The organism is Streptomyces sp. NBC_01723 (genome assembly GCF_036246005.1).
Taxonomy (GTDB): Bacteria; Actinomycetota; Actinomycetes; order Streptomycetales; family Streptomycetaceae; genus Streptomyces.
Window position 1 is genome coordinate 1,638,112 of sequence record NZ_CP109171.1, and the last position, 22,516, is coordinate 1,660,627.

The 22,516-nt window shown below is 73.7% G+C and carries 19 protein-coding genes; 8 read left to right on the plus strand and 11 right to left on the minus strand.

What is annotated here, in order from left to right; genetic code table 11:
- Window positions 1-10 precede the first annotated feature (10 nt).
- The 7 genes from OIE75_RS07815 to OIE75_RS07845 all read right to left on the minus strand — a co-directional run bounded on the left by OIE75_RS07815 (window position 11) and on the right by OIE75_RS07845 (window position 9,699).
- Complete coding sequence (locus OIE75_RS07815) at window positions 11-1,399, minus strand: aldehyde dehydrogenase family protein (RefSeq protein WP_329470093.1); 1,389 nt, start codon at window positions 1,397-1,399, stop codon at window positions 11-13.
- 121 nt (window positions 1,400-1,520) lie between these two features.
- Entirely contained in the window at window positions 1,521-2,867 is a 1,347-nt protein-coding gene (locus OIE75_RS07820) for an ABC transporter ATP-binding protein (RefSeq protein ID WP_329470094.1), read from the minus strand.
- Window positions 2,868-3,242: 375 nt separating this feature from the next.
- Complete coding sequence (locus tag OIE75_RS07825) at window positions 3,243-4,496, minus strand: MFS transporter (RefSeq protein ID WP_329470095.1); 1,254 nt, start codon at window positions 4,494-4,496, stop codon at window positions 3,243-3,245.
- Between the two features lie 57 nt (window positions 4,497-4,553).
- Window positions 4,554-5,990 carry a CitMHS family transporter gene (locus tag OIE75_RS07830; RefSeq protein WP_329470097.1) on the minus strand — a complete coding sequence of 479 codons (1,437 nt, stop codon included), beginning with the start codon at window positions 5,988-5,990 and terminating at the stop codon, window positions 4,554-4,556.
- 140 nt (window positions 5,991-6,130) lie between these two features.
- Complete coding sequence (locus OIE75_RS07835) at window positions 6,131-8,398, minus strand: molybdopterin-dependent oxidoreductase (protein WP_329470099.1); 2,268 nt, start codon at window positions 8,396-8,398, stop codon at window positions 6,131-6,133.
- 106 nt (window positions 8,399-8,504) lie between these two features.
- Entirely contained in the window at window positions 8,505-9,122 is a 618-nt protein-coding gene (locus OIE75_RS07840) for a TetR/AcrR family transcriptional regulator (protein WP_125494354.1), read from the minus strand.
- A gap of 7 nt (window positions 9,123-9,129) precedes the next feature.
- On the minus strand, window positions 9,130-9,699 hold the full coding sequence (locus OIE75_RS07845) for a hypothetical protein (protein WP_307010835.1): 570 nt from the start codon (window positions 9,697-9,699) through the stop codon (window positions 9,130-9,132).
- 191 nt (window positions 9,700-9,890) lie between these two features.
- Between OIE75_RS07845 and hmgA the strand changes: the two genes are divergently transcribed.
- Genes hmgA through OIE75_RS07860 form a run of 3 tightly spaced genes read left to right on the plus strand, consistent with a single transcriptional unit; the run spans window position 9,891 to window position 13,175 of the window.
- A complete protein-coding gene (hmgA, locus tag OIE75_RS07850) occupies window positions 9,891-11,216 on the plus strand; it encodes a homogentisate 1,2-dioxygenase (RefSeq protein WP_307010837.1) in 1,326 nt (441 codons plus the stop codon).
- 26 nt (window positions 11,217-11,242) lie between these two features.
- Window positions 11,243-11,992 carry a GntR family transcriptional regulator gene (locus OIE75_RS07855; RefSeq protein WP_307010841.1) on the plus strand — a complete coding sequence of 250 codons (750 nt, stop codon included), beginning with the start codon at window positions 11,243-11,245 and terminating at the stop codon, window positions 11,990-11,992.
- Between the two features lie 22 nt (window positions 11,993-12,014).
- Complete coding sequence (locus OIE75_RS07860) at window positions 12,015-13,175, plus strand: type ISP restriction/modification enzyme (protein WP_329470101.1); 1,161 nt, start codon at window positions 12,015-12,017, stop codon at window positions 13,173-13,175.
- 18 nt (window positions 13,176-13,193) lie between these two features.
- Here OIE75_RS07860 and OIE75_RS07865 read toward each other — a convergent pair whose 3' ends face one another.
- The gene (locus OIE75_RS07865; protein WP_307010846.1) at window positions 13,194-13,898 is read right to left on the minus strand and encodes a TetR/AcrR family transcriptional regulator; all 705 of its coding nucleotides are present in this window, start codon (window positions 13,896-13,898) and stop codon (window positions 13,194-13,196) included.
- 63 nt (window positions 13,899-13,961) lie between these two features.
- Between OIE75_RS07865 and OIE75_RS07870 the strand changes: the two genes are divergently transcribed.
- Together OIE75_RS07870 and OIE75_RS07875 are read left to right on the plus strand one after the other, a co-directional pair.
- Window positions 13,962-14,906 carry an ATP-binding cassette domain-containing protein gene (locus OIE75_RS07870; RefSeq protein WP_329470102.1) on the plus strand — a complete coding sequence of 315 codons (945 nt, stop codon included), beginning with the start codon at window positions 13,962-13,964 and terminating at the stop codon, window positions 14,904-14,906.
- Window positions 14,903-15,721 carry an ABC transporter permease gene (locus tag OIE75_RS07875; RefSeq protein WP_329470104.1) on the plus strand — a complete coding sequence of 273 codons (819 nt, stop codon included), beginning with the start codon at window positions 14,903-14,905 and terminating at the stop codon, window positions 15,719-15,721. The genes OIE75_RS07870 and OIE75_RS07875 overlap by 4 nt, the downstream gene beginning before the upstream one ends.
- A 262-nt stretch (window positions 15,722-15,983) precedes the next feature.
- Here the strand turns inward: OIE75_RS07875 and OIE75_RS07880 are convergent, their stop codons facing one another.
- From OIE75_RS07880 to OIE75_RS07890, 3 genes are all read right to left on the minus strand, one after another.
- Window positions 15,984-16,253, minus strand: a complete 270-nt coding sequence (locus OIE75_RS07880) for a hypothetical protein (protein WP_064727101.1) — start codon at window positions 16,251-16,253, stop codon at window positions 15,984-15,986.
- A gap of 115 nt (window positions 16,254-16,368) precedes the next feature.
- Window positions 16,369-17,181 carry an anti-sigma factor gene (locus tag OIE75_RS07885; RefSeq protein WP_329470106.1) on the minus strand — a complete coding sequence of 271 codons (813 nt, stop codon included), beginning with the start codon at window positions 17,179-17,181 and terminating at the stop codon, window positions 16,369-16,371.
- Window positions 17,178-17,720 (minus strand): sigma-70 family RNA polymerase sigma factor, encoded by a 543-nt coding sequence (locus tag OIE75_RS07890; RefSeq protein ID WP_122617384.1) that lies wholly within the window; start codon window positions 17,718-17,720, stop codon window positions 17,178-17,180. Before OIE75_RS07890 ends, OIE75_RS07885 begins: the two co-directional genes overlap by 4 nt.
- A gap of 215 nt (window positions 17,721-17,935) precedes the next feature.
- On the opposite strand from OIE75_RS07890, the gene OIE75_RS07895 reads away from it, so the two are divergent.
- From OIE75_RS07895 to OIE75_RS07905, 3 genes are read left to right on the plus strand one after another with little or no spacing between them, the layout of a single operon-like run.
- Window positions 17,936-19,468, plus strand: coding sequence for a DUF4331 domain-containing protein (locus OIE75_RS07895; protein WP_329470109.1), 1,533 nt, complete (start codon window positions 17,936-17,938; stop codon window positions 19,466-19,468).
- Window positions 19,469-19,523: 55 nt separating this feature from the next.
- Window positions 19,524-21,017 carry a tetratricopeptide repeat protein gene (locus OIE75_RS07900; RefSeq protein ID WP_329470111.1) on the plus strand — a complete coding sequence of 498 codons (1,494 nt, stop codon included), beginning with the start codon at window positions 19,524-19,526 and terminating at the stop codon, window positions 21,015-21,017.
- A complete protein-coding gene (locus tag OIE75_RS07905; RefSeq protein WP_329470113.1) occupies window positions 21,014-22,486 on the plus strand; it encodes a nickel transporter in 1,473 nt (490 codons plus the stop codon). Before OIE75_RS07900 ends, OIE75_RS07905 begins: the two co-directional genes overlap by 4 nt.
- The last annotated feature ends 30 nt before the right edge of the window (window positions 22,487-22,516 follow it).

The window sequence follows — 22,516 nt, forward strand, 5'->3', positions numbered from 1 at the left end:
CTCCCCTGGGCTAGAACTGGAGGGACTTGGTCTGGAGGTACTCGGTGAGGCCGTGCGCGCCCAGTTCGCGGCCCACGCCCGACTGCTTGTAGCCGCCGAAGGGCGCCAGCGGGTTGAACCGGCCGCCGTTGATGTCGACCTGGCCGGTCTCCATCCGCCGCGCGAAGGCGACCGCCTCGGCCTCGTCCCCGGCCCAGACGGCGCCGGCGAGGCCGTACACCGTGCCGTTGGCGATCCGCAGGGCGTCCTCCTCGTCCTCGTAGCGCAGGACGGACAGGACGGGGCCGAAGATCTCCTCCTGGGCGACCGTCATGTCCTCGGTGACGTCGGCGAGGACCGTCGGGGAGACGTAGTACCCCTGCTCCCGCGGGGCTTCGGCGCCGCCCGCGACGATCCGCGCGCCCTCGGCGACGCCCTTCTCGATGTAGCCGCGCACGCGCTCCTGCTGCTTGGCGTTGACGACCGGGCCGATCCGGTCGCCGTACTTGGCGGCGGCCCGGGCGGCCAGCTCCACCGCCTCGTCGTACTGGTCGCGGTGGACGAGCATGCGGGTCCAGGCGCTGCACGTCTGACCGGAGTTGGACATGACGTTGGCGACGCCGACGTTCACGGCCTTGGCCAGGTCGGCGCTGGGCAGGATGACGTTGGCGGACTTGCCGCCGAGTTCGAGGGCGACGTTCTTGACGGCGGCGCCGGCGAGGGCGCCGATCCGGCGGCCGACCGCCGTCGAGCCGGTGAAGGAGACCAGGTCGACGCCGGGGTGCTCGGCGAGGGCCTGGCCGGCGACCGGGCCGAGGCCGGTGACCAGGTTGAAGACGCCCGCGGGGAGGCCCGCCTCGTGCACCGCCTCGGCGAAGAGCTGCGCGGTGAGCGGGGTGTCCTCGGCGGGCTTGAGCACGATCGTGCAGCCGGCCGCGAGCGCCGGGGCGACCTTGGCGACGATCTGGTGCAGCGGGTAGTTCCAGGGGGTGATGGCGCCGACCACGCCGACCGGCTCGTGGTGGACGACGGAGTTGCCGACCTTCTCCTCGAAGGCGTACGTCGCCGCCAGCTCGGCGTAGGAGCCCGCGACCGCGATCGGGGCGGCGGCGTGCACGGCCTGCGAGAACTTCAGCGGGGAGCCCAGTTCGGCGGTGACCGTCTCGGCGACCTCGTCCTTGCGGGCGACCAGCACGTCCCGCAGGGCGGCCAGGCGGGCGGCGCGCTCGGCGGGCGGGGTGGCGGCCCAGCCGGGCAGGGCGGCGCGGGCCGCGCGTACGGCGGTGTCGACGTCCAGGGCGGTACCGGCGGGGACCGTGCCGATCACCCGCTCGTCGACCGGGTTCACGACGTCGATCGTGTCCCGGCCGTCGGCGGACCGCCAGGCCCCGTCGATGTACATGCCGTCGTGTGCCTTCATCGGGTTCCCTCCGGGCGGGCTTCTCGTCCGGCCCCAAACTAGCGCCGATAGTTTTACGGCACCAGGGGCTCCCCCGATGGTGGCGCGGCTCACCCTCTCCGGGGACGCGGTCCCGGCGGGTTCACTCCTCCAGGTCCGGCAGCCGCGCGGGGGCCGGGCAGATGCGGTCGCCGTGCTGGTCGAAGACGAACAGGTGGGCGAGGTCGACGAGCAGCGGGACCTGCATGCCGTGGCGCAGGTCGATGTCGGGGGTGGTGCGGACGATCAGGTCGCCGGGGAGGCGGCCGTCGGGGGCGGTGACGGCGGGGCTTTGCCCCTGCGCCTCCTCCGCTTCGTCCATGACCACCACCGGCCCGGCGCGCAGGGTGCCCGCCCGTTCCCTCAGCCGGTCGAGGACGGTGCCGTCGCGGCGGCGGCGCCGGACGGGCCGGGTGGCGGGCCGCGGGGCCTCCAGGTCGGGCACGACGGCGGGCCGCGACCCGGTGTTGAGGTGGACGAGGATCTCGTGGCCCTGGAACTCGACGTGCTCGACCAGGCCGGTGAGCAGTACCTCGCCGGGGCGGGCGGACGCGGGCTTCGCGATCCGGACGGCCTCCGAGCGCAGGCCCACGATCACCTCCCGGCCCTGCTGGACGCGGAGCAACTGGTGGTCCAGGCAGAGCGGTTCGGGCAGGCGCAGGAACTGCTTGCCCAGGCTGATCGTCATCGCGCCGTCCAGCGGGGCGCGCACGATCCCGCGCAGCAGGTTGATGCGCGGGGTGCCGATGAAGGCGGCGACGAAGACGTTGCGGGGCAGGGCGTACACGGCGCGCGGGGCGTCCACCTGCTGGAGCACGCCGCCGCGCAGGACCGCGACCCGGTCGCCGAGGGACATGGCCTCGGACTGGTCGTGGGTGACGTAGATCGTGGTGACGCCCAGTTCCCGGGTCAGCCGGGTGATCTCGGCGCGCAGGTGGTTGCGGAGCTTGGCGTCCAGGTTGGACAGCGGCTCGTCCATCAGGAAGGCGGTGGGGTGGCGGGAGATGGCCCGGCCCATGGCGACGCGCTGGCGTTCGCCGCCGGAGAGCTGGGCGGGCAGGCGGTCGAGGAGGTCCTCGATGCCCAGCATGCGTGCGGTGGCGTCCACGCGGGGCCCGGGGTCTGTCTGGGGGTCCTCGACGCGCAGCGGGAAGCCGATGTTCCCACGGGTCGTCATGTTGGGGTACAGCGCGAAGTTCTGGAAGACCATCGCCATCCGCCGCTCGGCGGGGAGCAGGTCGTTGGCGTACGCGCCGTCCAGCAGCACCTCGCCCTCGGTGACCTCCTCCAGCCCGGCGATCATGCGCAGCACGGTCGACTTGCCGCAGCCGGAGGGGCCGAGCAGGACGAGGAACTCGCCCGGCGCGATGTCCAGCGACAGCCGGTCCACCACGCGGACGCCTCGCGCGAAGGTCTTGCTCACGTCGTGCAGGGAGATGGCGCGTGTCATGGAGGTGCCCCCGGGGCTCACTGGGCGCTGGTGTTCCGCGGTCGGACGCCCTCGTGCGGGTCGTACGGGGCGTGTGAGTCACGGAAGTTAACGGACAGTGCGCGGCCGGGGGAAGACGCCGGACCGGATCCCCCTCCATCGTCCACCTGGTGAGAAAGCGGACGAACTGGTTCCCTCAGCCGTCCACGCTGCTGCCGCTGCCGCTCCCACCTGCGCGCGAACGACGGTTCGACGCACGGAGCAGTTCCCCCGCCAGCAGGGTCGCCCTGGAGACCCCCCGCGTCCAGCGCGGGCCGCCCCTGGCCGCCCACACGACGCAGACACAGCCGCCTACGGCCAGGAGGAGGACTGCGGACAGAAAGATGAGGATCACGGTCATCCCTTCGCTTCCCGACACGGCCGGTCGCTGCCGGCCCGGTCCGTGTCATCCTGCCCGATCCCCGCACGCCGACGGTCGCCCGTCCCCGCCGACGGGGAGCGCAGGGCAACCCCCGACGAGAGCAGGAGCAACGCGCCGAGCATCACGAAGGGTGCGGCGACGCCCGCGACGCCCGCGATCAGTCCCGCCGCGGCGGGCGCGGCGACCTGGCCGAGGCGGTTGCCGGTCAGCCGCAGGGCGAGGGCCGTGGAACGGGCCTCGTCGGGGGCGGCCTGGACGACCGTCGTCATGGACAGCGGCTGGCCGACGCCGAGGCAGAAGCCGAGCACGACCAGCATCAGCGCGAGCGCCCACACCGGCACCGGCAGCGCGACCCCGGCGCACAGCAGGGCGGCCAGCAGACAGGTCACCGTGAGCAGCACGGTGCGCCCGAGCAGCCGTAGCAGGGGCGTCAGCACGAGCCGGCAGGCGATGGTGGCCGCCGCGCGCAGGCTGAGCAGGACGCCGATCACGGCCGGGGAGATGCCACGGTGCTCGCCGACCACCGGCAGATAGGCGGTGAGGATGTCGGTCGCGGACAGCACCGACAGACTGATCAGGATGCCCCCCGGGACACCCCGGGCCCGCAGGATGCTGCCCACGGGGACGCGCGCGCCCCGCTCCTTGCCTGCCCCGGCGGTCCTCGGATGCTCTATGCGCCACAGGGAAGTGAAGGCGACCGCCGCGCCCGCGCCCGCCACCACCAGGGCCAGCGCGCTGCTGCCGGCCATGTCGGGGCCCCCGATCAACGCGCCCGCGGCGATGGGGCCGATCAGCTGGCCGAGCGAGGCGCCGATGGTGAAGTGCCCGAAGTTGCGGTCCTGTTCGTGCGGCGCGGACTGGCGGGCGACCAGCGACTGAGCGCCGATGACGAAGCAGAGGTGGCCGAGGCCCATGACGCCGCTCCACAGGGCCATCGCCCACAGGGAGCCGGCGACGCCGCTGAGCGCGCAGCCGCCGGCGATGAGCACCACGCCGACGGGCAGCAGGGGCGCACAGCGGCCGTGGTCGGTACGGCGGCCGAGCGGGACGGCGGCGAACAGTGGCAGCAGCGCGTACACACCGGCGATGACGCCGACCGCCCGTTCGTCCGCGCCCAGCGCGAGGGCCCGGTAGGAGACGGCGGGCCGTGCCATCGACACCGCCCCCTGCGCGAAGCCGAAGGCGATGACGAGGCGGAGCAGCCAGCCGCGGTTCCCACCGGGCCCCATGATCGTGTCCTTCCCGTACGACTCACCGCGCACTCGCCGCGGACGCCGTTTTGATGATCAGATGATGCCGAACAGGATGCCCGCCGCGAGAATCACCAGGCTGGTCAGGACCGCCCACTTCACGACGAACCGCGTGTGGTCGCCGAACTCGACCTTCGCCATGCCGACCAGGACGTACACGGCCGGGACGAGCGGGCTGGACATGTGCAGCGGCTGGCCGACGATCGAGGCGCGGGCGATCTCCAGTGTCGACACGCCGTGCGCCTGGCCGGCCTCGGCGAGCACGGGCAGGACGCCGAAGTAGAAGCCGTCGTTGGACATGAAGTAGGTGAGCGGCAGGCTCAGCAGGCCGGTGACCAGGCCCATGTGCGGGCCCATGCCCTCGGGGATGGTGTCCACGAGCCAGTTGGCCATGTGGTCGACCATGCCGGTGCCGGTGAGGACGCCGGTGAAGACGGCGGCGGCGAAGACCATGCCGGAGACGTTGAGCACGTTGTCGGCGTGGGCGGCGATCCGGGCCTTCTGGTCCGGGATGTGCGGGAAGTTCACGGTGAGCGCGAGCGCGGCGCCGAGCAGGAAGAGCACCGGGATCGGCAGCAGCTCCATGATCATGGCGGTGAGCAGCGCGACCGTGAGGAGCGCGTTGAACCAGTACAGCCTGGGGCGCAGGGTGGGCCGGTTCGGGTCGAGGCCCTTGAAGTCGTCGTCCGACGCCTCGTCCGCTCCGCCGGAGCCGCCGGAGCCGGCGGAACCCCGGGAGGCGTCCGCTCCACCCGGGCCGCCACGACCGGCACCGGCCTTGGCACCCGCACCCGCACCGACCAGCACCGTCTCGCTCTCCGGCGCCGGTTCGCGCACCAGCGCCTCGTCCAGCGTCAGCGTGCCCACCCGACGGCGCTCGCGCAGACCGAGCACGTACGACAGGGCGACGACCGCGAGCAGACCGACGGCCAGGGCCGGGATCATCGGGACGAAGATGTCGGTGGCGTCGACCTTGAGCGCGGTGGCGGCGCGGGCGGTGGGGCCGCCCCAGGGCAGCGTGTTCATCACGCCGTTGGCCATCGCGGCGACGCCGGTCATCACGACCAGGCTCATCTTCAGCCGCTTGTACAGCGGATACATGGCCGAGACCGTGATCATGAAGGTGGTGGACCCGTCGCCGTCGAGCGAGACGATCGCGGCGAGCAGTGCCGTACCGACGACGACGCGCATCGGGTCGGCCTTGCAGAACTTCAGGATGGCCCGGACGATCGGGTCGAAGAGCCCGACGTCGATCATCACCCCGAAGTAGACGATCGCGAACATGAGCATCGCCGCGGTGGGGGCGAGGCTGGACACGCCGTCGATGACGTAGTCGCCGAGGTGGGCGCCCTTGCCGACGAACACGCAGAACAGCGCGGGAATCAGCACGAGCGCCGCGATCGGCGACATCTTCTTCATCATGATCAGGACCAGGAAGGTCGCGATCATGGCGAAGCCGAGGATGGTCAGCATGTGTGAGTACCTAACGTTCGCCCTTGAACATTCCACCGGGGCAGGCGGTGCGAGCGACGTTAGGTGCCGTGAAGTCGCGTTAACAAGACGTTGACATGCGAGCAATAAGCGCAAAACTCCAGGTCAAAGCTTTGCTCAGGTCAGAGCGCGGTCACCGGGGTGAGCTTTACCGGTACGCCGTTGAGGACCGCGTTGCCGGAGAGCGGGTCGAGCAGGCTGCCGTCGAGGAGCTGGTTGACGTTGACACCGGGCTCGGTGGCGGCGTGGGTCTGGCGGGTGCCGGGGCGGTCGTGGCCCCAGCCGTGCGGCAGGCTGACCACGCCGGGCCGGACGGTGTCGGTGACCTCGGCGGGGACGGTCACCTCTCCCCCGGGCCCCTGGACGCGCACGGGCTGCGCGCCGCGTACGCCGAGCCGTCCGGCGTCGTCGGGATGGAGGTGCAGGGTGCAGCGGTTGGAGCCGCCGGTGAGGGCCGGGATGTTGTGCATCCAGCTGTTGTTGGACCTGAGGTGGCGGCGGCCGACGAGGACGAGCCCGGCGGGCCGCTCGGCCAGGGCGTGCCGCAGGCGGGGCAGGTCGCCGGCGATCGGCTCCGGCAGCAGCTCCACCTTGCCGCTGCGGGTCTTCAGCGGCTGCGGCAGGCGCGGGCGCAGCGGGCCGAGGTCGATGCCGTGCGGGTGGGCGAGCAGGCGCTCCAGGGTCAGCCCGTCGGGTCGTGCGCCGAAGCCGTCGCCGTAGGGGCCGAGTCGCAGCATCAGGTCGAGCCGTCGCTCGGGGCCGTTCTCGCCGGTGAGCCGTGCGGTCAGGTCGCCGGGGTCGCGGCCGTGCACGGGTGAGTGCGGGTCGCGGACGGACTTGCCGAGGGTCTGCTCGATCACCATGGCGTCGACGGCGGCCGGGTCGGCGCCGTGCCTGCCGCTGACGGCCAGGGTCAGCCGGGCCAGGATCTCGGTCTCCGCCATGCGGCCGGGCTCCAGCGGGACGGCGGGGCGGGTGTAGCGGACCTGGTTGCGCACGGCGAGGGTGTTGAAGGCGAAGTCGTGGTGCGGGCTCTGCGCCGGCGGGGGCGGCGGCAGGACGACGTCGGCGTGGCGGGAGGTCTCGTTGAGGTAGGGGTCGACGCTGACCATGAAGTCCAGCGAGTCGAGCGCCTTGTCGAGCCGGTCGCCGTCGGGGGCGGACAGTACGGGGTTGGCGGCGATGGTGATCAGCGCGCGCACCGGCTCGCCGGCGGCGGTGTCGGCGTCGGCGTCGGCGTCGGCGTCGGTGGCGGTGTCGATCTCCTCCGCGAGGGCGGACAGCGGCAGTTCGCCCTTCGCCTCGGGGTGTCCGCTCACCCGGGAGCGCCAGCGGCCGAGCGCGAAGCCGCGGCCGGGTCCGGCGGGGCGCGGGGTCCGGTCGGTGGCGGCCTGCGGGAAGAGGGCGCCGCCGGGCCGGTCGAGGTTGCCGGTGAGGATGTTGAGGACGTCCACGAGCCAGCTGGCGAGGGTGCCGTGCGGGACGGTGCAGCTGCCGATGCGGCCGTAGACGGCGCCGGTGCGGGCGGCGGCGAGTTCGCGGGCGAGGGCGCGTGTCACACCGGCGTCCACGTCGCAGGCGGCGGCGACCGCCTCGGGGGTGAAGTCGCGTACGGCGTCGCGGACTTCTTCGACCCCGGTCACGTGCGGGGCGAGGTCGCCGAGGTCGGCCAGGTCCTCCTCGTACAGCACGTGGACCATCGCGGCGAGCAGCAGGGCGTCGGTGCCGGGCCGGATCGCCACGTGGCGGTCGGCGAGTTTCGCGGTGCGGGTGCGGCGCGGGTCGACGACGGTGAGGGTGCCGCCGCGGGCGCGCAGGGCCTTGAGCCGGCCGGGGAAGTCGGGGGCGGTGCACAGACTGCCGTTGGACTCCAGCGGGTTGGCGCCGATCAGCAGGAGGTGGTCGGTGTGGTCGAGGTCGGGCACCGGGATGGCGTTGGCGTCGCCGAAGAGCAGCCCGCTGGAGACGTGCTTGGGCATCTGGTCGACCGTGGAGGCGGTGAAGAGGCTGCGGGTGCCGAGGGCGGCGAGCAGGACGGGCGGGTAGAGGGCGCCGGCCACGGTGTGCACGTTGGGATTGCCGAGGACGACGCCGACGGAGTGCGGTCCGTGCCGCTCGGCGACGGTGCGGACCCCGGCGGCGACCGCGTCGAAGGCCTCCTCCCAGGTGGCCTCGCGCAGTTCGCCGTCCCTGCGCACCAGGGGCGTGCGCAGCCGGTCGGGGTCGGAGTCGACGGCCCCGAAGGAGGCGCCCTTGGGGCAGATGAAACCGTGGCTGAAGACGTCGTCGCGGTCGCCGCGGGCGGCGGTGACCTCGGTGCCGTCGATGGTGAGGGCCAGGCCGCAGGTGGCCTCGCACAGGGGGCAGATACGCAGGGCGGTGCGGGACACGGGTCCTCCTGGAGGGCGGCGTCGCTCTTGCCGCGAGCATACCGACCGGTAGGCATGTTGGGGAGCCCTCGCACGCATGGCCGCACGGCGCCGGTGCGGCCGTGGGTCAGTCCAGGACGCGCCCCAGATAGGCCCGGAGCAGCTCCCGCGCCTCCTCGATGATCTTCGCGTCCCCGTCCGGCGCGACCCGGAAGGCGAGTTGGACGAGGGTGTCGGCGGTCTCCACGGCGACGAGGAAGACGCGGCGCAGATCGTCGTCGGGGCTTCGGCCGAGGTAGCCGGAGAGCAGCTCGGTGAGCCGCTCGGCGACGCGGTGGTTGGGGACGGCGGCCCGGTCGCCGACCGGGATCTGGTTGCCGAAGTCGATCAGGGAGAAGCCGGGCGCGGTCCGCTTCATCGCCAGGTACTCGTCGAGCACGGCGTCCAGGGCGCAGCGCCAGCCGCCGTCGCCGGTCTCCGTGAGCCGTTCGGTCACGCGTTCCGCGTAGCGCTCCAGGTTGCGCTGGGCCAGCGCGTCGGCCATCTGCCGCTTGTTGCCGAAGAAGCGGTACACCGACCCGATGGGGACGTCGGCACGCAGCGCCACGGCCCGGGTGCTCAGGGCGTCGTAGCCCACCTCGTCGAGGAGGTCGGCGCAGGCGTCGAGGATCCTGGTCAGCCGTTCGGCGCTGCGCCGCTGCACGGGGGCGCGGCGGAGCGGGGTCGCGTGGGACACGGTCCTCATGATGCCCTCACCGTGCCGTCGCGCGGGTGGGAACGGTCCGGCCCTCGATCTCCTCGGGCTGCGTCGCCTCCGTCGGCTCGGTGTCCGACGCAGTGATGTCCGCCGTGCTCTCGACGGGCTCGCCGTCGACGGCCCAGACGGTGTCGTCGTCGGCGTACAGCCGGACCGTGACCTGGTGGGTGCCGCGCGGGACCAGGTCGGCGGTGAGCCGGTACTCCGGGCCGCGCAGGCGGGTGAGGAGGTCGCCGTCGAGGAAGAGATGGGCGACGCCGCGGCCGGGCACCGCCTCGGCCGCGGTGCCGTCGGGCGAGAACCTGAAGCCGCGGACGGTCAGGCGCACGTCCCAGCTGTCGTCGCTCTCGGGCTGCACCTCGATGCCGACCTCGGGGGCCCGTTCGGCGTCCACCTCGCGATAGCGCCGGCCCTGCTCGTCGGTGGCGTCGAGCAGCCTGCCCGCCGGAGCGGCCGACTCCCCGGCCTCCGGTTCTCCACCGCCTCCCGAGCCGCAGCCCGCGGATCCGGTCACCAACAGGACGCAGACCGCGAGCACGGCGAGCACTCCCCGCGTCCACGACATGACGCGAGACTAGAACACGGGTCCGACAGTCCGGATCCCCCGGGGGCCTGGTTCCGGTCATCCTTCAGGAGGACGCACGCGCCGGACGGGGAAGAACCGGGATGCACCGGGAAGACCCGCACGCCCCCTTGCGCGCGGGAAACCGCAATCCTACGGTGTGCCATAGGAATCGGGTTGCGAGGGAGCGATCAATGAGCGGGGACGCGCGGAAGACCGCGGAGGGGCTGGCCTATCTGTCCGGTTTCGGCAACGAGCACAGCTCGGAAGCCGTCGCGGGCGCACTGCCCGAGGGCCGGAACTCGCCGCAGCGGGCGCCGCTCGGGCTGTACGCGGAGCAGTTGAGCGGCACGGCGTTCACCGAGCCCCGTGCCCACAACCGGCGTTCGTGGCTGTACCGGATCCGCCCCTCGGCCGCCCACCCGGCGTTCACCCGCGCGGGCAACGGCGCGATCCGCACGGCGCCCTTCGCCCAGGCCGTGCCGGACCCGAACCGGCTGCGCTGGAACCCGCTGCCGGAGCCGGCGGCCGGGACGGACTTCGTCGCGGGCCTGTGGACGCTCGGCGGCAACGGCGACGCGGCCCAGCGCACCGGCATGGCCGTGCACCTGTACCACGCGACCGCCTCCATGGAGCGCGTGTTCAGTGACTCCGACGGCGAGCTGCTGATCGTCCCGGAGCGCGGCGGCCTGCTGCTGCGCACCGAGTTCGGGCTGCTGCACGCCGAGCCGGGCCACGTGGCGCTGATCCCGCGCGGGGTGCGTTTCCGGGTGGAGCTGCTGGACGCCGACGCCCGCGGCTACGTCTGCGAGAACTACGGCGCCCCCTTCCAGCTGCCGGACCTCGGCCCGATCGGCGCCAACGGCCTGGCGAACGCGCGGGACTTCATGGCGCCGGTCGCCGCCTACGAGGACGACGGGGACACGCCGGGTCCGGTGGAGGTGGTGAACAAGTTCTGCGGCAACCTCTGGACGGCCGAGTACGACCACTCCCCGCTGGACGTCGTCGCCTGGCACGGCAACCACGTGCCGTACGTCTACGACCTGCGCCGCTTCAACGTCATCGGCACCATCTCGTACGACCACCCGGACCCGTCCATCTTCACGGTGCTCACCTCACCGTCGGACACCCCGGGGCTCGCGGGCGTCGACTTCGTGGTCTTCGCGCCGCGCTGGCTGGTGGGCGAGGACACCTTCCGGCCGCCGTACTTCCACCGGAACGTGATGAGCGAGTACATGGGCCTGATCGAGGGCGCCTACGACGCGAAGGCGGAGGGCTTCGTGCCGGGCGGCGGCTCGCTGCACAACATGATGTCGGCACACGGCCCGGACCGGGAGACCTTCGACCGGGCGAGCGCCGCCGAGCTGAAGCCGCAGCGGATCGACGACGGCCTGGCGTTCATGTTCGAGACGCGGTGGCCGGTGACCCTCACCCCCCAGGCGGCCCGCGCCGAGCACCTGCAACCCGGCTACGACGACGTCTGGCGGGGCCTGGAGCGTCACTTCCGCCCCTTGCACTGAGGTTTCCCTACCGGTACGGATGGCCCGTGACCTCCTTCGCCCCGGACTCCATCGTCCTGAACCGCAAGCTTCCGCTGTGGTACCAGGTGTCGCAGTCGCTGCGCGCCTCGATACTCGGCCGCTCGCCCCGGGATCCGCTGCGGCTGCCCACCGAGGAGCAGTTGGCCGGTCACTACGGGGTGAGCGTGCTGACCATGCGGCAGGCGCTCAAGGAGCTGGAGGACGAGGGGCTGATCACCCGGCACCGCCGGCGCGGCACGTTCATCGAGCCGGACGCCCGGCGGGGCGCCCCGGTGCGGCTGCTGGGTTCGGTTGACGCGATCGTGGCGCAGCAGTCCGGCATGAAGGCCGAACTGCTGGGCCACGGCACGGTGCCGGTGCCGCCCGAGGTCGCGGAGTACTTCCCCGAGTCCGCGGAGGTGGGGACGTACCACCGGCTGCGCTGCGACGAGACGACGGGCGAGCCCACCAACCACGCCCGCAACTACGTCCGTCCCGAACTGGCCGCCCGCATCGACGTGGACGACCTCGCCCGATGGCCGATGACCAAGGTGCTGCGGGACGTGGTGGGGATGGACATCAGCCGGATCACGGACACCGTGGAGGCCCGGCTCGCCGACCCGGAGACGGCCCGGCTGCTCGAAGTCCCCCTGCTCAGCCCGATCCTGCACTACACGGGCGTCACCTACGACACCGCGGGCCGGGTGCTGGACGTGGCGGTCATCCACTACCGGGGCGACCGGTTCTCCTTCACGGTCACCCTGGACGCCACATGAGGCCGCGCCCTCCCGTCGTACGATGCCGGGCGTGACGCACGACGACGCTCCGCCGCTGGCGGACCTCATGCCGTGGTCCGTCGCACCGCCACGGCTCGGCCGGGGGTGGCCGACGGCGCCCGACGCGGCGTCCCTGAAGGCCCGCTGGGACGCTCTGGTGAAGGCCGAGGGCGCCGACCGCGAGGCCCTGTTCGAGCCGACCCGCTCCCGCACCCCGCACACGGCGGTCGGGCGGCTGCCCGGCGGCGCCGGGGGCACCGAGCGGCTGGCGCGCGCCTCGGGGCCGTGCCCGGAGCCGCTGCGGGTGCTGCGCGCGCCCTTCGACGAGCAGTGGCTGATTCCCGACCACCGGCTGATCGACGCGGCCCGCCCGGAGCTGTGGCGGGTGGCGGACGAGCGGCAGGTGTTCGTCGTGGAGGTGCCCGGGGCCACCGGCCCGCCGCTGCTGCTCGCCTCCTCCCGGCTGCCGTTGTTCGGCCCCGCCCGGATCCGTCCGCTGTACCGCAGGCCCGGCGGCGCCGAGCCCAACCTGGCCCCCGGCCTCCTGGACCACCTCGCCGCCCGGCTCGGGCGGCCGGTCGCGCCGCCGGACGTGCTGGCCTGGTCGGTCGCGGCCGTGCGGCCCGGCGGGAGGGTCCCGTTCACCGCGGACCCCGAGCTGTGGGAGCGGGGCGTCGACCTGGGGCGGCGCGCGCTGTGGCTGATGCTGCGCGACGGCGAGCGCCCCAGACTCCCCGGCGGCCGCCGCCCGTACGTCCGCGCCCCGCTGCCCGCGCGCCCGCTCACCCTGCGCTACGACCCGGACGACGAGGTCCTGCACCTGGACGAGGGCCGCGTCTCCCCCGTGCCGCCCGGCGCCTGGGAGTTCGAGGTGGGCGGGGTCCGGGTGCTGGAGCAGTGGTTCGCGGCCCGCACCGCCGAGGGCGAGCCGGGCACGCTGGCGGCGATCCGCCCGGCCACCTGGCCGCAGATTTGGACGTCCGAGCTGCTGGAGCTGATCACGGTCCTCGCGCTGCTCGCCGAAGTGCGCTCCGGGTACGCGGAGTCGACGGTGACGGCGGAGATCACCGCGGCGGAGCTGCGCGAGGCGGGCGTGCTGCCGGTGCCCCCGACGGCCCGCCGGCCGGCCTCCGTGCTGGACGGCCCGGAGGAAGGGCCGGAGGGACAGCTGGCGCTGCTGTAGCGCCCCCGGCCCCGGTGCTCAGGAAAAGCCGTCCAGGACCCTGGTCAGCGCCCTCTCGAAGACCGCCTCCAGGTCGATCGGACCGGCGTCCTCGGCGAAGCTCGCGGCCAGCCGCGGATAGGCGCCGCTCGCGAGCTGCCCGCCCAGGTAGGCGATGCGCGTCGCGTCCTCCTGCTCCTGGGACCAGGGCAGCGACCGGGTGCGCTCCACGGTGGAGATCTCGTTGGTGACGTAGGTCGTCACGACGCCGTTCACCATCGCGACCAGCTCCATCTTGGTGCCCGGGGGCGCGTCGAACGGGTCGAGGCAGGCCAGGCAGTGCTCCAGGTAGCGCAGGGCGTTGGGGCTGAAGCCGTAGACCGGGGACATCAGGCGGGGCAGCCAGGTGTGGCGGTGCATCAGCGCGCGGGTCTGGTGGGCCACCCGGACCATGTCGGCACGCCAGTCGCCACTCGGTTCCCACAGCTCGTGCTCGCCGCTGACCGCGTCCATCATCAGCTCGTACAGGTCCTCCTTGCGGGGGACGTAGTTGTAGAGCGACATCGTGCCGCAGCCCAGCGCGGCGGCGACATGCCGCATCGAGACCGCGTCCAGCCCCTCGGCGTCGGCGATCCGCACCGCGGCCGCGGCGATGTCGGCACGGGTGTAGGCCGGTCTCGGCCCCCTGCCGGTGCGCTCGGGGCGCGACCAGATCACTTCGGGTACGGCCGCTCGGCCCGCCATCGTGCATCACCTCGGCCACCATCCTAGTTACGTACAGCGTACGTAGTGCGCTATGGTCACCCCATGACTACTACGTACGCTGTACTTAGTGAGGGTCTGGAGAAACGCTTCGGCGAGGTGCGCGCGCTCCGCGGCCTGGATCTCGCGGTGGCCGAGGGCACCGTGTGCGGACTGCTCGGACCGAACGGGGCGGGCAAGACCACGGCGGTGCGGCTGCTGACGACACTGCTGCGGCCGGACGCGGGGTCGGCCCGGATCGCCGGGCACGACCTCGTCCGTGAAGCGGCCGCGGTGCGGCACCGGATCGGGGTCACCGGGCAGTACGCGTCGGTGGACGGGGACCTCACCGGGCGTCAGAACCTGCGGCTCTTCGCCCGCCTCCACCGGGTGCGGGACGCGGCGGCGCGGACCGGTGAGCTGCTGGACCGCTTCGGACTGACGGAGGCCGCCGACCGGCCCGCTTCCACCCTGTCCGGGGGCATGCGGCGCCGTCTCGACCTGGCGGCGAGTCTCGTCCGGCGGCCCGACGTGCTCTTCCTGGACGAGCCGACGACCGGCCTGGACCCGGCCGGCCGCAACGGGATCTGGGAGGCCGTGCGCGCCCTGAAGGAGGACGGCACGACCGTGCTGCTCACCACCCAGTACCTGGAGGAGGCCGACCGCCTCGCCGACGACATCGCCCTGGTCGACCGGGGCCGGGTCGCGCACACGGGGTCGCCGGCCGAACTCAAGGCGCTGGTGGGGGCGTACGCGGAGGCCGTCGTCGCCGACGCGGACGCCATGACGCGGGCGGCGGGCGTCCTGGACCGCCTCACGGGAACCGAACCGGCGCTGGACCACGACCGGCGCACGGTCGGCGCGGTCAGCACGGACCCGACGCTGACCCTGCCCCGCCTGGTGCGCGAACTCGACGCGGCCGGGGTGCCGCTGGTCGACGCGAGCCTCCGGCCGCCGACCCTCGACGACGTCTTCCTCCGCCTGACCGACAACAGGGAGCTGGTGGCATGAGCACGGTGACGACAGGGCCGGGCCGGCCGGGCACGTACGGCCTGGTGCACGACGGATCGGCCATGCTGGGCCGCCAGTTGCGGCGGCTCCGGAACAACCCGGGCCTGCTGATCCTCACCCAGACGATGCCGATCACGATGCTGCTGTTCTTCGGCTACGTCTTCGGCAGCGCGCTGGCGATGCCGGGCGAGGAGTACCGCTCCTTCCTGCTGCCGGGCCTGCTGGTCGCGACGGCCGCGAACGGGATCATGACCGGCATGTTCCAGGCGGCCCAGGACACCCACCGGGGGGTGACGGACCGCCTGCGCACCCTGCCGGTGAGCCGGGCCGCCGTACCGCTCGGGCAGTCGGTGGCGGACGTGCTCGTCACGGCGGCGGGGACGGTGCCGCTGTTGCTGGTGGGGCTCGCGGTGGGGTGGCGGATCGAGGGCGGCGCGGCGGGCGCGGCCGGCGCGGTGGGGCTGTTGCTGCTGTTCCGGTTCGCGACGACGTGGATCGGGATCTTCCTGGGGCTGCTCACCCGGAATGAGGAGGCCGCCGGTCAACTGGGCGGCGCGACCTTCATCCTGCCGTTGCTCTCCAACGCGTACATCCCGACCGACGGGCTGCCCGGCTGGCTGCGCACGGTGGCCGAGTGGAATCCGATCAGCGCGGTGACGACGGCGCTGCGTGACCTGTTCGGCAACGCGCCCGTGCCGGAGGGGGCGGCGTGGCCGGTGGCGCATCCGGTGGCCGGATCGCTGGCCTGGTGCGGACTGCTGCTGGCGGTGTTCGTCCCGCTCGCCGTGCACCGGTACGCGCGCGGCGGGCGCTGAGCGCGCGGGTGGGCGCCACCGCCGGGCGGAAGAGGGCGGGCCGAGGGCCGGGGACCTGACGGGTCTACGGGTCTGCGGGTCTGCGGGTCTGCGGGTCTGCGGGTCTGCGGGTCTGCGGGTCTGCGGGTCTACGGGTCTACGGGTCAGGCGTACGGGAAACACCCGCGCTCGGGGACACACCGGGGCGCCGCTTCGTGCCGTGGGGACGACGGACGAGTGCGCGGCGCCGCGCCGGGGCGGTGTGACCTCCGGAGCGCGGGCCTCAGTTGCCGCCGAACAGCGAGCGGCGCAGTCGGCGCAGTGGCGCGAACAGCGAGACCCGGCGCACCCTGGCGCCCCTGCTGCTGCGCTTGTGCGCGGGCTCACGCGCGGTCAGCTCACGCATCAGCGACGTCGCCTCCACGGTCTCCCGCTGTGGGAGGGCAGGCCCTCCGAGCACCGCGAGATGCCGGTCGAGACGCGAGCTGCTCGCGCTGCTCTTGCAGGTGATCGCAGGCACCCTTGCCCTGCTGCGCACCGTTATCTGTTCCATGTCACTCCCCACCCGTACGAGTCCACCCGGCCCGGGCAGGGTAACCCTATCGCCCCGGTACGGGATGCGTGTATCGCGGTCACAGGATTCACCTTCCCCGTAAGGGGGTTGACGATTACTCTCCGAATCCGACAGATTCCAGGGTGAGTTGGACAACGGGGCTGCTCGTCGGCCGGACCGATCCCCCTCCGGGCTCGACGGTCACCGCGAGTGATGTCGCGGACCGGTTCAGGCCGGACGCGATCAGGGGCGTGTCGCCGTCCAGAAGCCCGAGGGAGCGCGGCCCGGCGCCGGGGCGCATGAGCCACAGCTGGTGCACGCGGTCGCCCGACGGCTCGCCGTATCCGCTCAGGGTGACCACCGCGCGCCCCTCGGCGGCGGAGGCGACCACTCCGATGCCGCGGCCGCGGTCGTCCGTGTCGCTCGTCGCGCGGGCGTCCGGAGCCGCGAGAACGTGGGCGATCTCACGTTCCCGGTCTCGCGCCGTGTCCAACTCGTCCCGGGTCCGGTCTGCCTGCACGGCGAAGAGCGAGGCGACCACGAGCGCCGCGGCGGCCGTCACCGTGGCGAACGGCACCAGCAGGGGACGCGGCCGGACCGCGCGGGACCGTTCCGGCCTCCGGCCGCCCTGCCACACATGGGCGGGCAGCCGGGGCGCGGGGCCGAGTCCGGCCGCGGGCTCCTGCGGAGTGGTGCGGACGGCGGCCAGGACCCGTTCGCGCAGGGCGGCCGGTGCCGGGGCGGCCGTGGACCAGGCCAGCCGGACGGCGTCCTCGGACAGGGCCCGCACCTCGGCGACGCAGTGGTCGCACCCTTCCAAGTGCCGTTCGAAACGGACCCGTTCGGCGCCCTCCAGGGCGTCCAGGGCGTAGGGGGCGGCGAGGGAGTGCAGGTCGCCGCGGCGGGACAGCCGGCCCAGGATGCTCATGCGGTACCTCCGAGGCAGTCGCGCAGGCGGCCCAGTCCGTCCCGCATCCGCGTCTTCACCGTGCCCAGCGGCAGGGAGAGGCGTTCGGCCACCTCCCGGTAGGTGTAGCCGTCGTAGTAGGCGAGGGTGACCGACTGGCGTTGCAGGGCGGTCAGCCGGTCCAGGCAGCGGCGCACCCACTCGCGTTCGAGACCCGCCTCGACCTCCTCGGAGACCTGGTCGAAGGCGGGGTGGTGGGCGCGCCGGGCCTCGCGCCGCTCACGTTCGCCGGCCGCGCGGGCGCTGCGCACCCGGTCGACCGCGCGGCGGTGGGCCACGGTGAGGATCCACGACAGGGCGCTGCCGCGGCGCGGGTCGAACCGCGCCGCGGACCGCCAGAGTTCGAGCAGCACCTCCTGCGCCACCTCCTCCGACTGCGCGGGGTCGCGCACCACCCGCCGTACGAGTCCGAAGACGGGGCCCGAGACCAGCCCGTACAGCTCCTCGAAGGCCTTCTGGTCGCCGTCCGCCACGAGCGTCAGCAGCTCGTCCGCCTCCACCCCGTCCCCCTCTCCGCGGGCCGCTCCCGGCCCGTCAGCGTCAGCGAGGGCGCACACGGCGGCACGCCCTTCGCAGGGGTTACGGATCCGCGGGCCGAAATCGCCAGTCGGCCGGGGACGGAATCGGATGTGGGGCCGCACCAATCCGGCCCCGGGGGTGCTCCGAATGCCGGTGCGTCAGGTAACTCGGCACTCGGGCACAGAGGACGGACCGCATGACACCTTTCTCCGGTATCTCCGGAAGCGACACGGGTCGACGGCGCTTGGCCACGCTGGTCTGCGGCGCGCTGGCCGCCGGGGGGCTCACCGCGGCCGGCGTGACCGCGCTGGAACCGCCGGCGGCGTCCGCCTCCAGCCACCGGGAGGCCCCGTTGACATCGGGGACCCCTCAGTACGACAACACGGATCTCTACGCCTTCGTGAGCCCGGACCGGCCGGACACCACGACGCTCGTCGCGAACTGGATCCCGTTCGAGGAACCGGCCGGCGGACCGAACTTCTTCACCTTCGCCGAGGACGCCCAGTACGACCTGCACGTCGACAACGACGGCGACGCGCTCGGCGACCTGCTGTTCCGGTACACGTTCACCACGCACACGAAGAACGACAAGTCGTTCCTCTACAACACGGGCACCGTCACGAGCCTCGACGACCCGGACCTCAACATCACGCAGACCTACGACATCGAGCTGATCAAACTGCACGGCGGGAAGGAGTCGTCCCGGACGACGATCGCGCACGACGTGCCGGTGGCGCCGTCGAACGTCGGCAAGGCGTCGATGCCGGACTACGGCGCCCTGCGCGACCAGGCCGTCCACGAACTGGACGACGGGACGAAGACGTTCGCCGGTCAGGCCGACGACCCCTTCTTCCTGGACCTGCGGGTCTTCGACCTGCTGTACGGCGGGAACCTGTCGGAGGTCGGCAACGACACCCTCAAGGGCTACAACGTCAACTCGATCGCCCTCCAGGTCCCGACCGACATGATCGTGGAGTCGGCGGAGCAGCCGGTGGTCGGCATCTGGTCGACGACCCGGCGCGAGAACGCCCAGGGCGAGTTCACGCAGGTGTCCCGGCTCGGGAACCCCCTGGTGAACGAGGTGGTCAATCCGCTGAAGGACAAGGACACCTTCAACGCGTCCGCGCCCGCGGACGACGCGCAGTTCCTCCAGAACGTCACCAACCCCGAACTGCCGAAGCTCATCGAGGCGATCTACGACATCAAGGCACCGGCCGAGCCCCGCGACGACCTCGTGAACGTTTTCCTCAAGGGCGTGCCGGACCTCAACCAGCCGCCCCACGTCACGCCCTCGGAGCAACTGCGCCTCAACACCTCGGTCGAACCGGCCGCCGACCCCAAGCGCCTCGGTGTCCTCGACGGCGACAACGCGGGCTTCCCCAACGGACGCCGGCTGACCGACGACGTGATCGACGCCGCGCTCCAGGTCGTCGAGGGCGAGCTGGTGGGTGCCGCGAACGACCTGGGCGACGCGGTCGACGCCAACGACAAGGAGTTCGGGGCCGCCTTCCCGTACGTGGCGAACCCGACGGAAGGTTCGCGCGGTCCGCTCGCCGACGGCACGGGCGGCGGCAACGACGTGCGCAACCAGCTCGGTGACGCGCTGCGCCCGGCGGACTCCGGCGACACGACCCTCATCGCCGCCTCGGCGGGGGCCGGTGCCGTCGGCATCCTGCTGATCGGCGGCGCGGTGGCGTGGTGGCGCCGCATGCGCGGCCGGGCGTACTGACCGGCCGCACCGCTGCTCGCACCCTTCACGCAGACCGCCCGACCTGAGGAGAGGCATGTCCTCGCACGGCAACGACAACGAGGCACGGAGCGAGCCACCCGGCCCGGCCGCCACCACCCCACGCCCACCCGACACCGATACGGCTCGCGGCCCCGGTGACGCACCGCCCGGTGCCGCAAGGGGCGCGGCGCGGATCGTCGCCGTGCGGCGGTTCGCGGCGGCGGCGCGCAGGTGGCGGGGGCTCCAGGTCACCGGGTGCGCCGTCCTGCTGGCCGTGGCGCTCAGCGCCGGGGCCGTCGCGGTCGGCGGCGCCCGGGAGGGGGCCGGCGCCGTGCCGGGCGGCGCACCCGCGGGCCGGCCGGGAGCGGTTGGGGACGCCGGGCCCGGCGTGGGGATTCCCGCGCTGGAGGCCCGGCTCCGGGCCCAGCCCCGCGACTTCGAGGGCTGGGCGGCCCTCGGGCTGGCCCACGTCGAGCTGGCCCGCACCGACGGCGACCCCTCCCGCTACCCGCGGGCCGAGCGGGCACTGAAGCGGTCCCTGGAGCTGAAGCCGGGCAACGACCAGGCGCTGTCGGGGCGCGCCGCTCTCGCCGCCGCCCGGCACGACTTCGCCACGGCGCTGGCGTACGCCGACCGCGCGCTGGCGGCTAACCCCTACAACGAGCGGGCCCTGTGCTCCCGTGTCGACGCCCTCGTCGAACTGGGCCGTTACGACGACGCGGCCCGGGCCGCCGACACCGCCGACACCCGGCGCCCCGGCGTCCCCGTCTTCACCCGGTACGCGTACGTCCGCGAGCTGCGCGGCGAGACGGACACCGCGCGGAAGGTGCTGGAGCGGGCGCTCGCCGTCGCCTCCTCCCCCGCCGACGTGGCCTACGTCGCCACGCAGTTGGGCCACCTCGCCCGCAGGCAGGGCGATCAGTCGGCCGCCCTGCGCCACTACGCCCGCGCCCTCGCCGCCGACGACACGTACCTGCCCGCCCTGGAGGGCCGGGCCAGGGCCAGGGCCGCGAGCGGTGACCGGAACGGTGCGGTCGGGGACCTGGAGCGCGTGGTCGACCGCGCCCCGCTGCCCGGTCCGCTCGTCGCGCTCGGCGAGCTGTACGAGGTGCGCGGCGAGCCGGCGAAGGCGCGCGAGCAGTACGCCCTCGTCGACGCGTGGACGGCGCTCGCCCGGGCCGGCGGTGTCGAAGCCGACCTGGACACCGCCCTCGCCGCCGCCGACCACGGCGACCGGAAGGCCGCCCTGCGCGCGGCCCGCGCCGAGTGGGACCGCCGCCGCACCGTGCACACGGCCAACGCCGTGGCCTGGGCGCTGCACGTCAACGGCCTCGACCGGGAGGCACTGCCGTACGCCCGTCGGGCCGTCGCCACGGGGTACCGCGACGCCACGTTCCTCTACCACTTGGGCGTGATCGAGCGCGCGGTGGGACGGCACGCGGACGCGCGCCGCCACCTCTCGGCGGCGCTCCGCCTCGACCCGGGCTTCTCGCCGCTCGGCGCCCGCGAGGCGCGCGGGGCGCTGAAGGAACTGGAGGCGGACCGGTGACGCCCCGGGGTCTCCTCGCGCGCGGCGCCGCCGCCCTCACCGCCGCGTGCGCCCTGGTCCTCCTCGCCCCGGCGGGCGTGAGCGCGCATCCGCTCGGCAACTTCACCGTCAACCGCTACGACGGTCTGATCGCCGCCCCCGGTCGACTGAGCGTCGACCACGTCGAGGACCTCGCGGAGATCCCGGCGACCCAGGCGGGCCCCGACGTCGAGCGGCTCGGTCCGGCCGAGTGGGCCCGGCGGCGCTGCGAGCGGGCGGCGCTCGACAGCCGCCTCACCGTGGACGGCCGCGGCGTCGCCCTCACCGCCCGGCACAGCGGCGTGCGCGTGCGGCCGGGGCAGGCCGGGCTCGACACCCTGCGGCTGGAGTGCCGGTTCACGGCACCGCTGCCCGACTCCGGTCCGGTGAGCGTCGGCTTCCGTGCGGCCGGCGCCTCGGCGGGCCCCGGCTGGCGGGAGATCACCGCGCGCGGCGACCGCACGACGCTCACCGCGTCGGACGTGCCGGAGGAGTCGGCCTCACGTGAACTGACCCGCTATCCGCAGGAGTCACTGTCGTCCCCGGCCGACACGGCGAGCGCGTCGCTGCGGGTCCGGCCCGGCGGCCCCGCCCTGGACCGGGACCGGCAGGACGCCCCCGCCGCCTCCGTCCTGCCCCGCGGCGCGGACCGCTGGACCCGCGCGCTGGACTCCCTGGTCGCCCGCCGCCACCTCACCCTCGGCTTCGCCGCCCTCGCCCTGGTCGTCGCGGTCGCCCTCGGCGCGGGGCACGCGCTCGCACCGGGCCACGGCAAGACCCTGATGGCGGCGACGGCGGCCGCCCGGGGCGGCGGGGCCCGGCTGAAGGACGTCCTCCCGATGGCGGCCTCGGTGACGGTCACCCACACCCTGGGCGTGGTCGCCCTCGGCGTCCTGGTCACCGCGGGTTCGGCGGCCACGCCGTCGGTCGTCGCGTGGCTCGGTGTCGCCGGCGGCGCCCTGGTCACGCTGGCGGGCGCGAGCCTCGTACGCCGCGCACTGCGCAACCGGGCGCACGGCCGTACGCACGCGCACCATCACGACCACGGACACAGCCACGACCACCCCCACGAACACGGCCCGCACACCCACACCCACCCCGTCTCCCCCACCCTGCGCGGCACGATCCTCCTGGGCTTCGCGGGCGGGCTCGTGCCCAGTCCGTCCGCCGTGGTGGTGCTCGTGGGCGCCGCGGCCGTCGGCCACGCCTGGTTCGGACTGCTGCTCGTGGTCGCGTACGGCCTCGGGCTCGCCCTCACCCTCACCGCCGCCGGGGTCGCGGTCGTCCGGCTCGGCGGCGGCGTGAGTCGGCTGCTGACGCGGCGCCCGCGGTGGACGTCCGGCCCGCTGGCGGGCATGGTGCGCCGGGCCACCCCGCTCGGATCGGCGTGCGTGGTGGTGCTCCTCGGGGCCGGATTGGTGTTCAGGGGGGCGGCATCCGCACTCGGCTGAGCTACTTTGGGAGGAACGCGGCGGACAGCC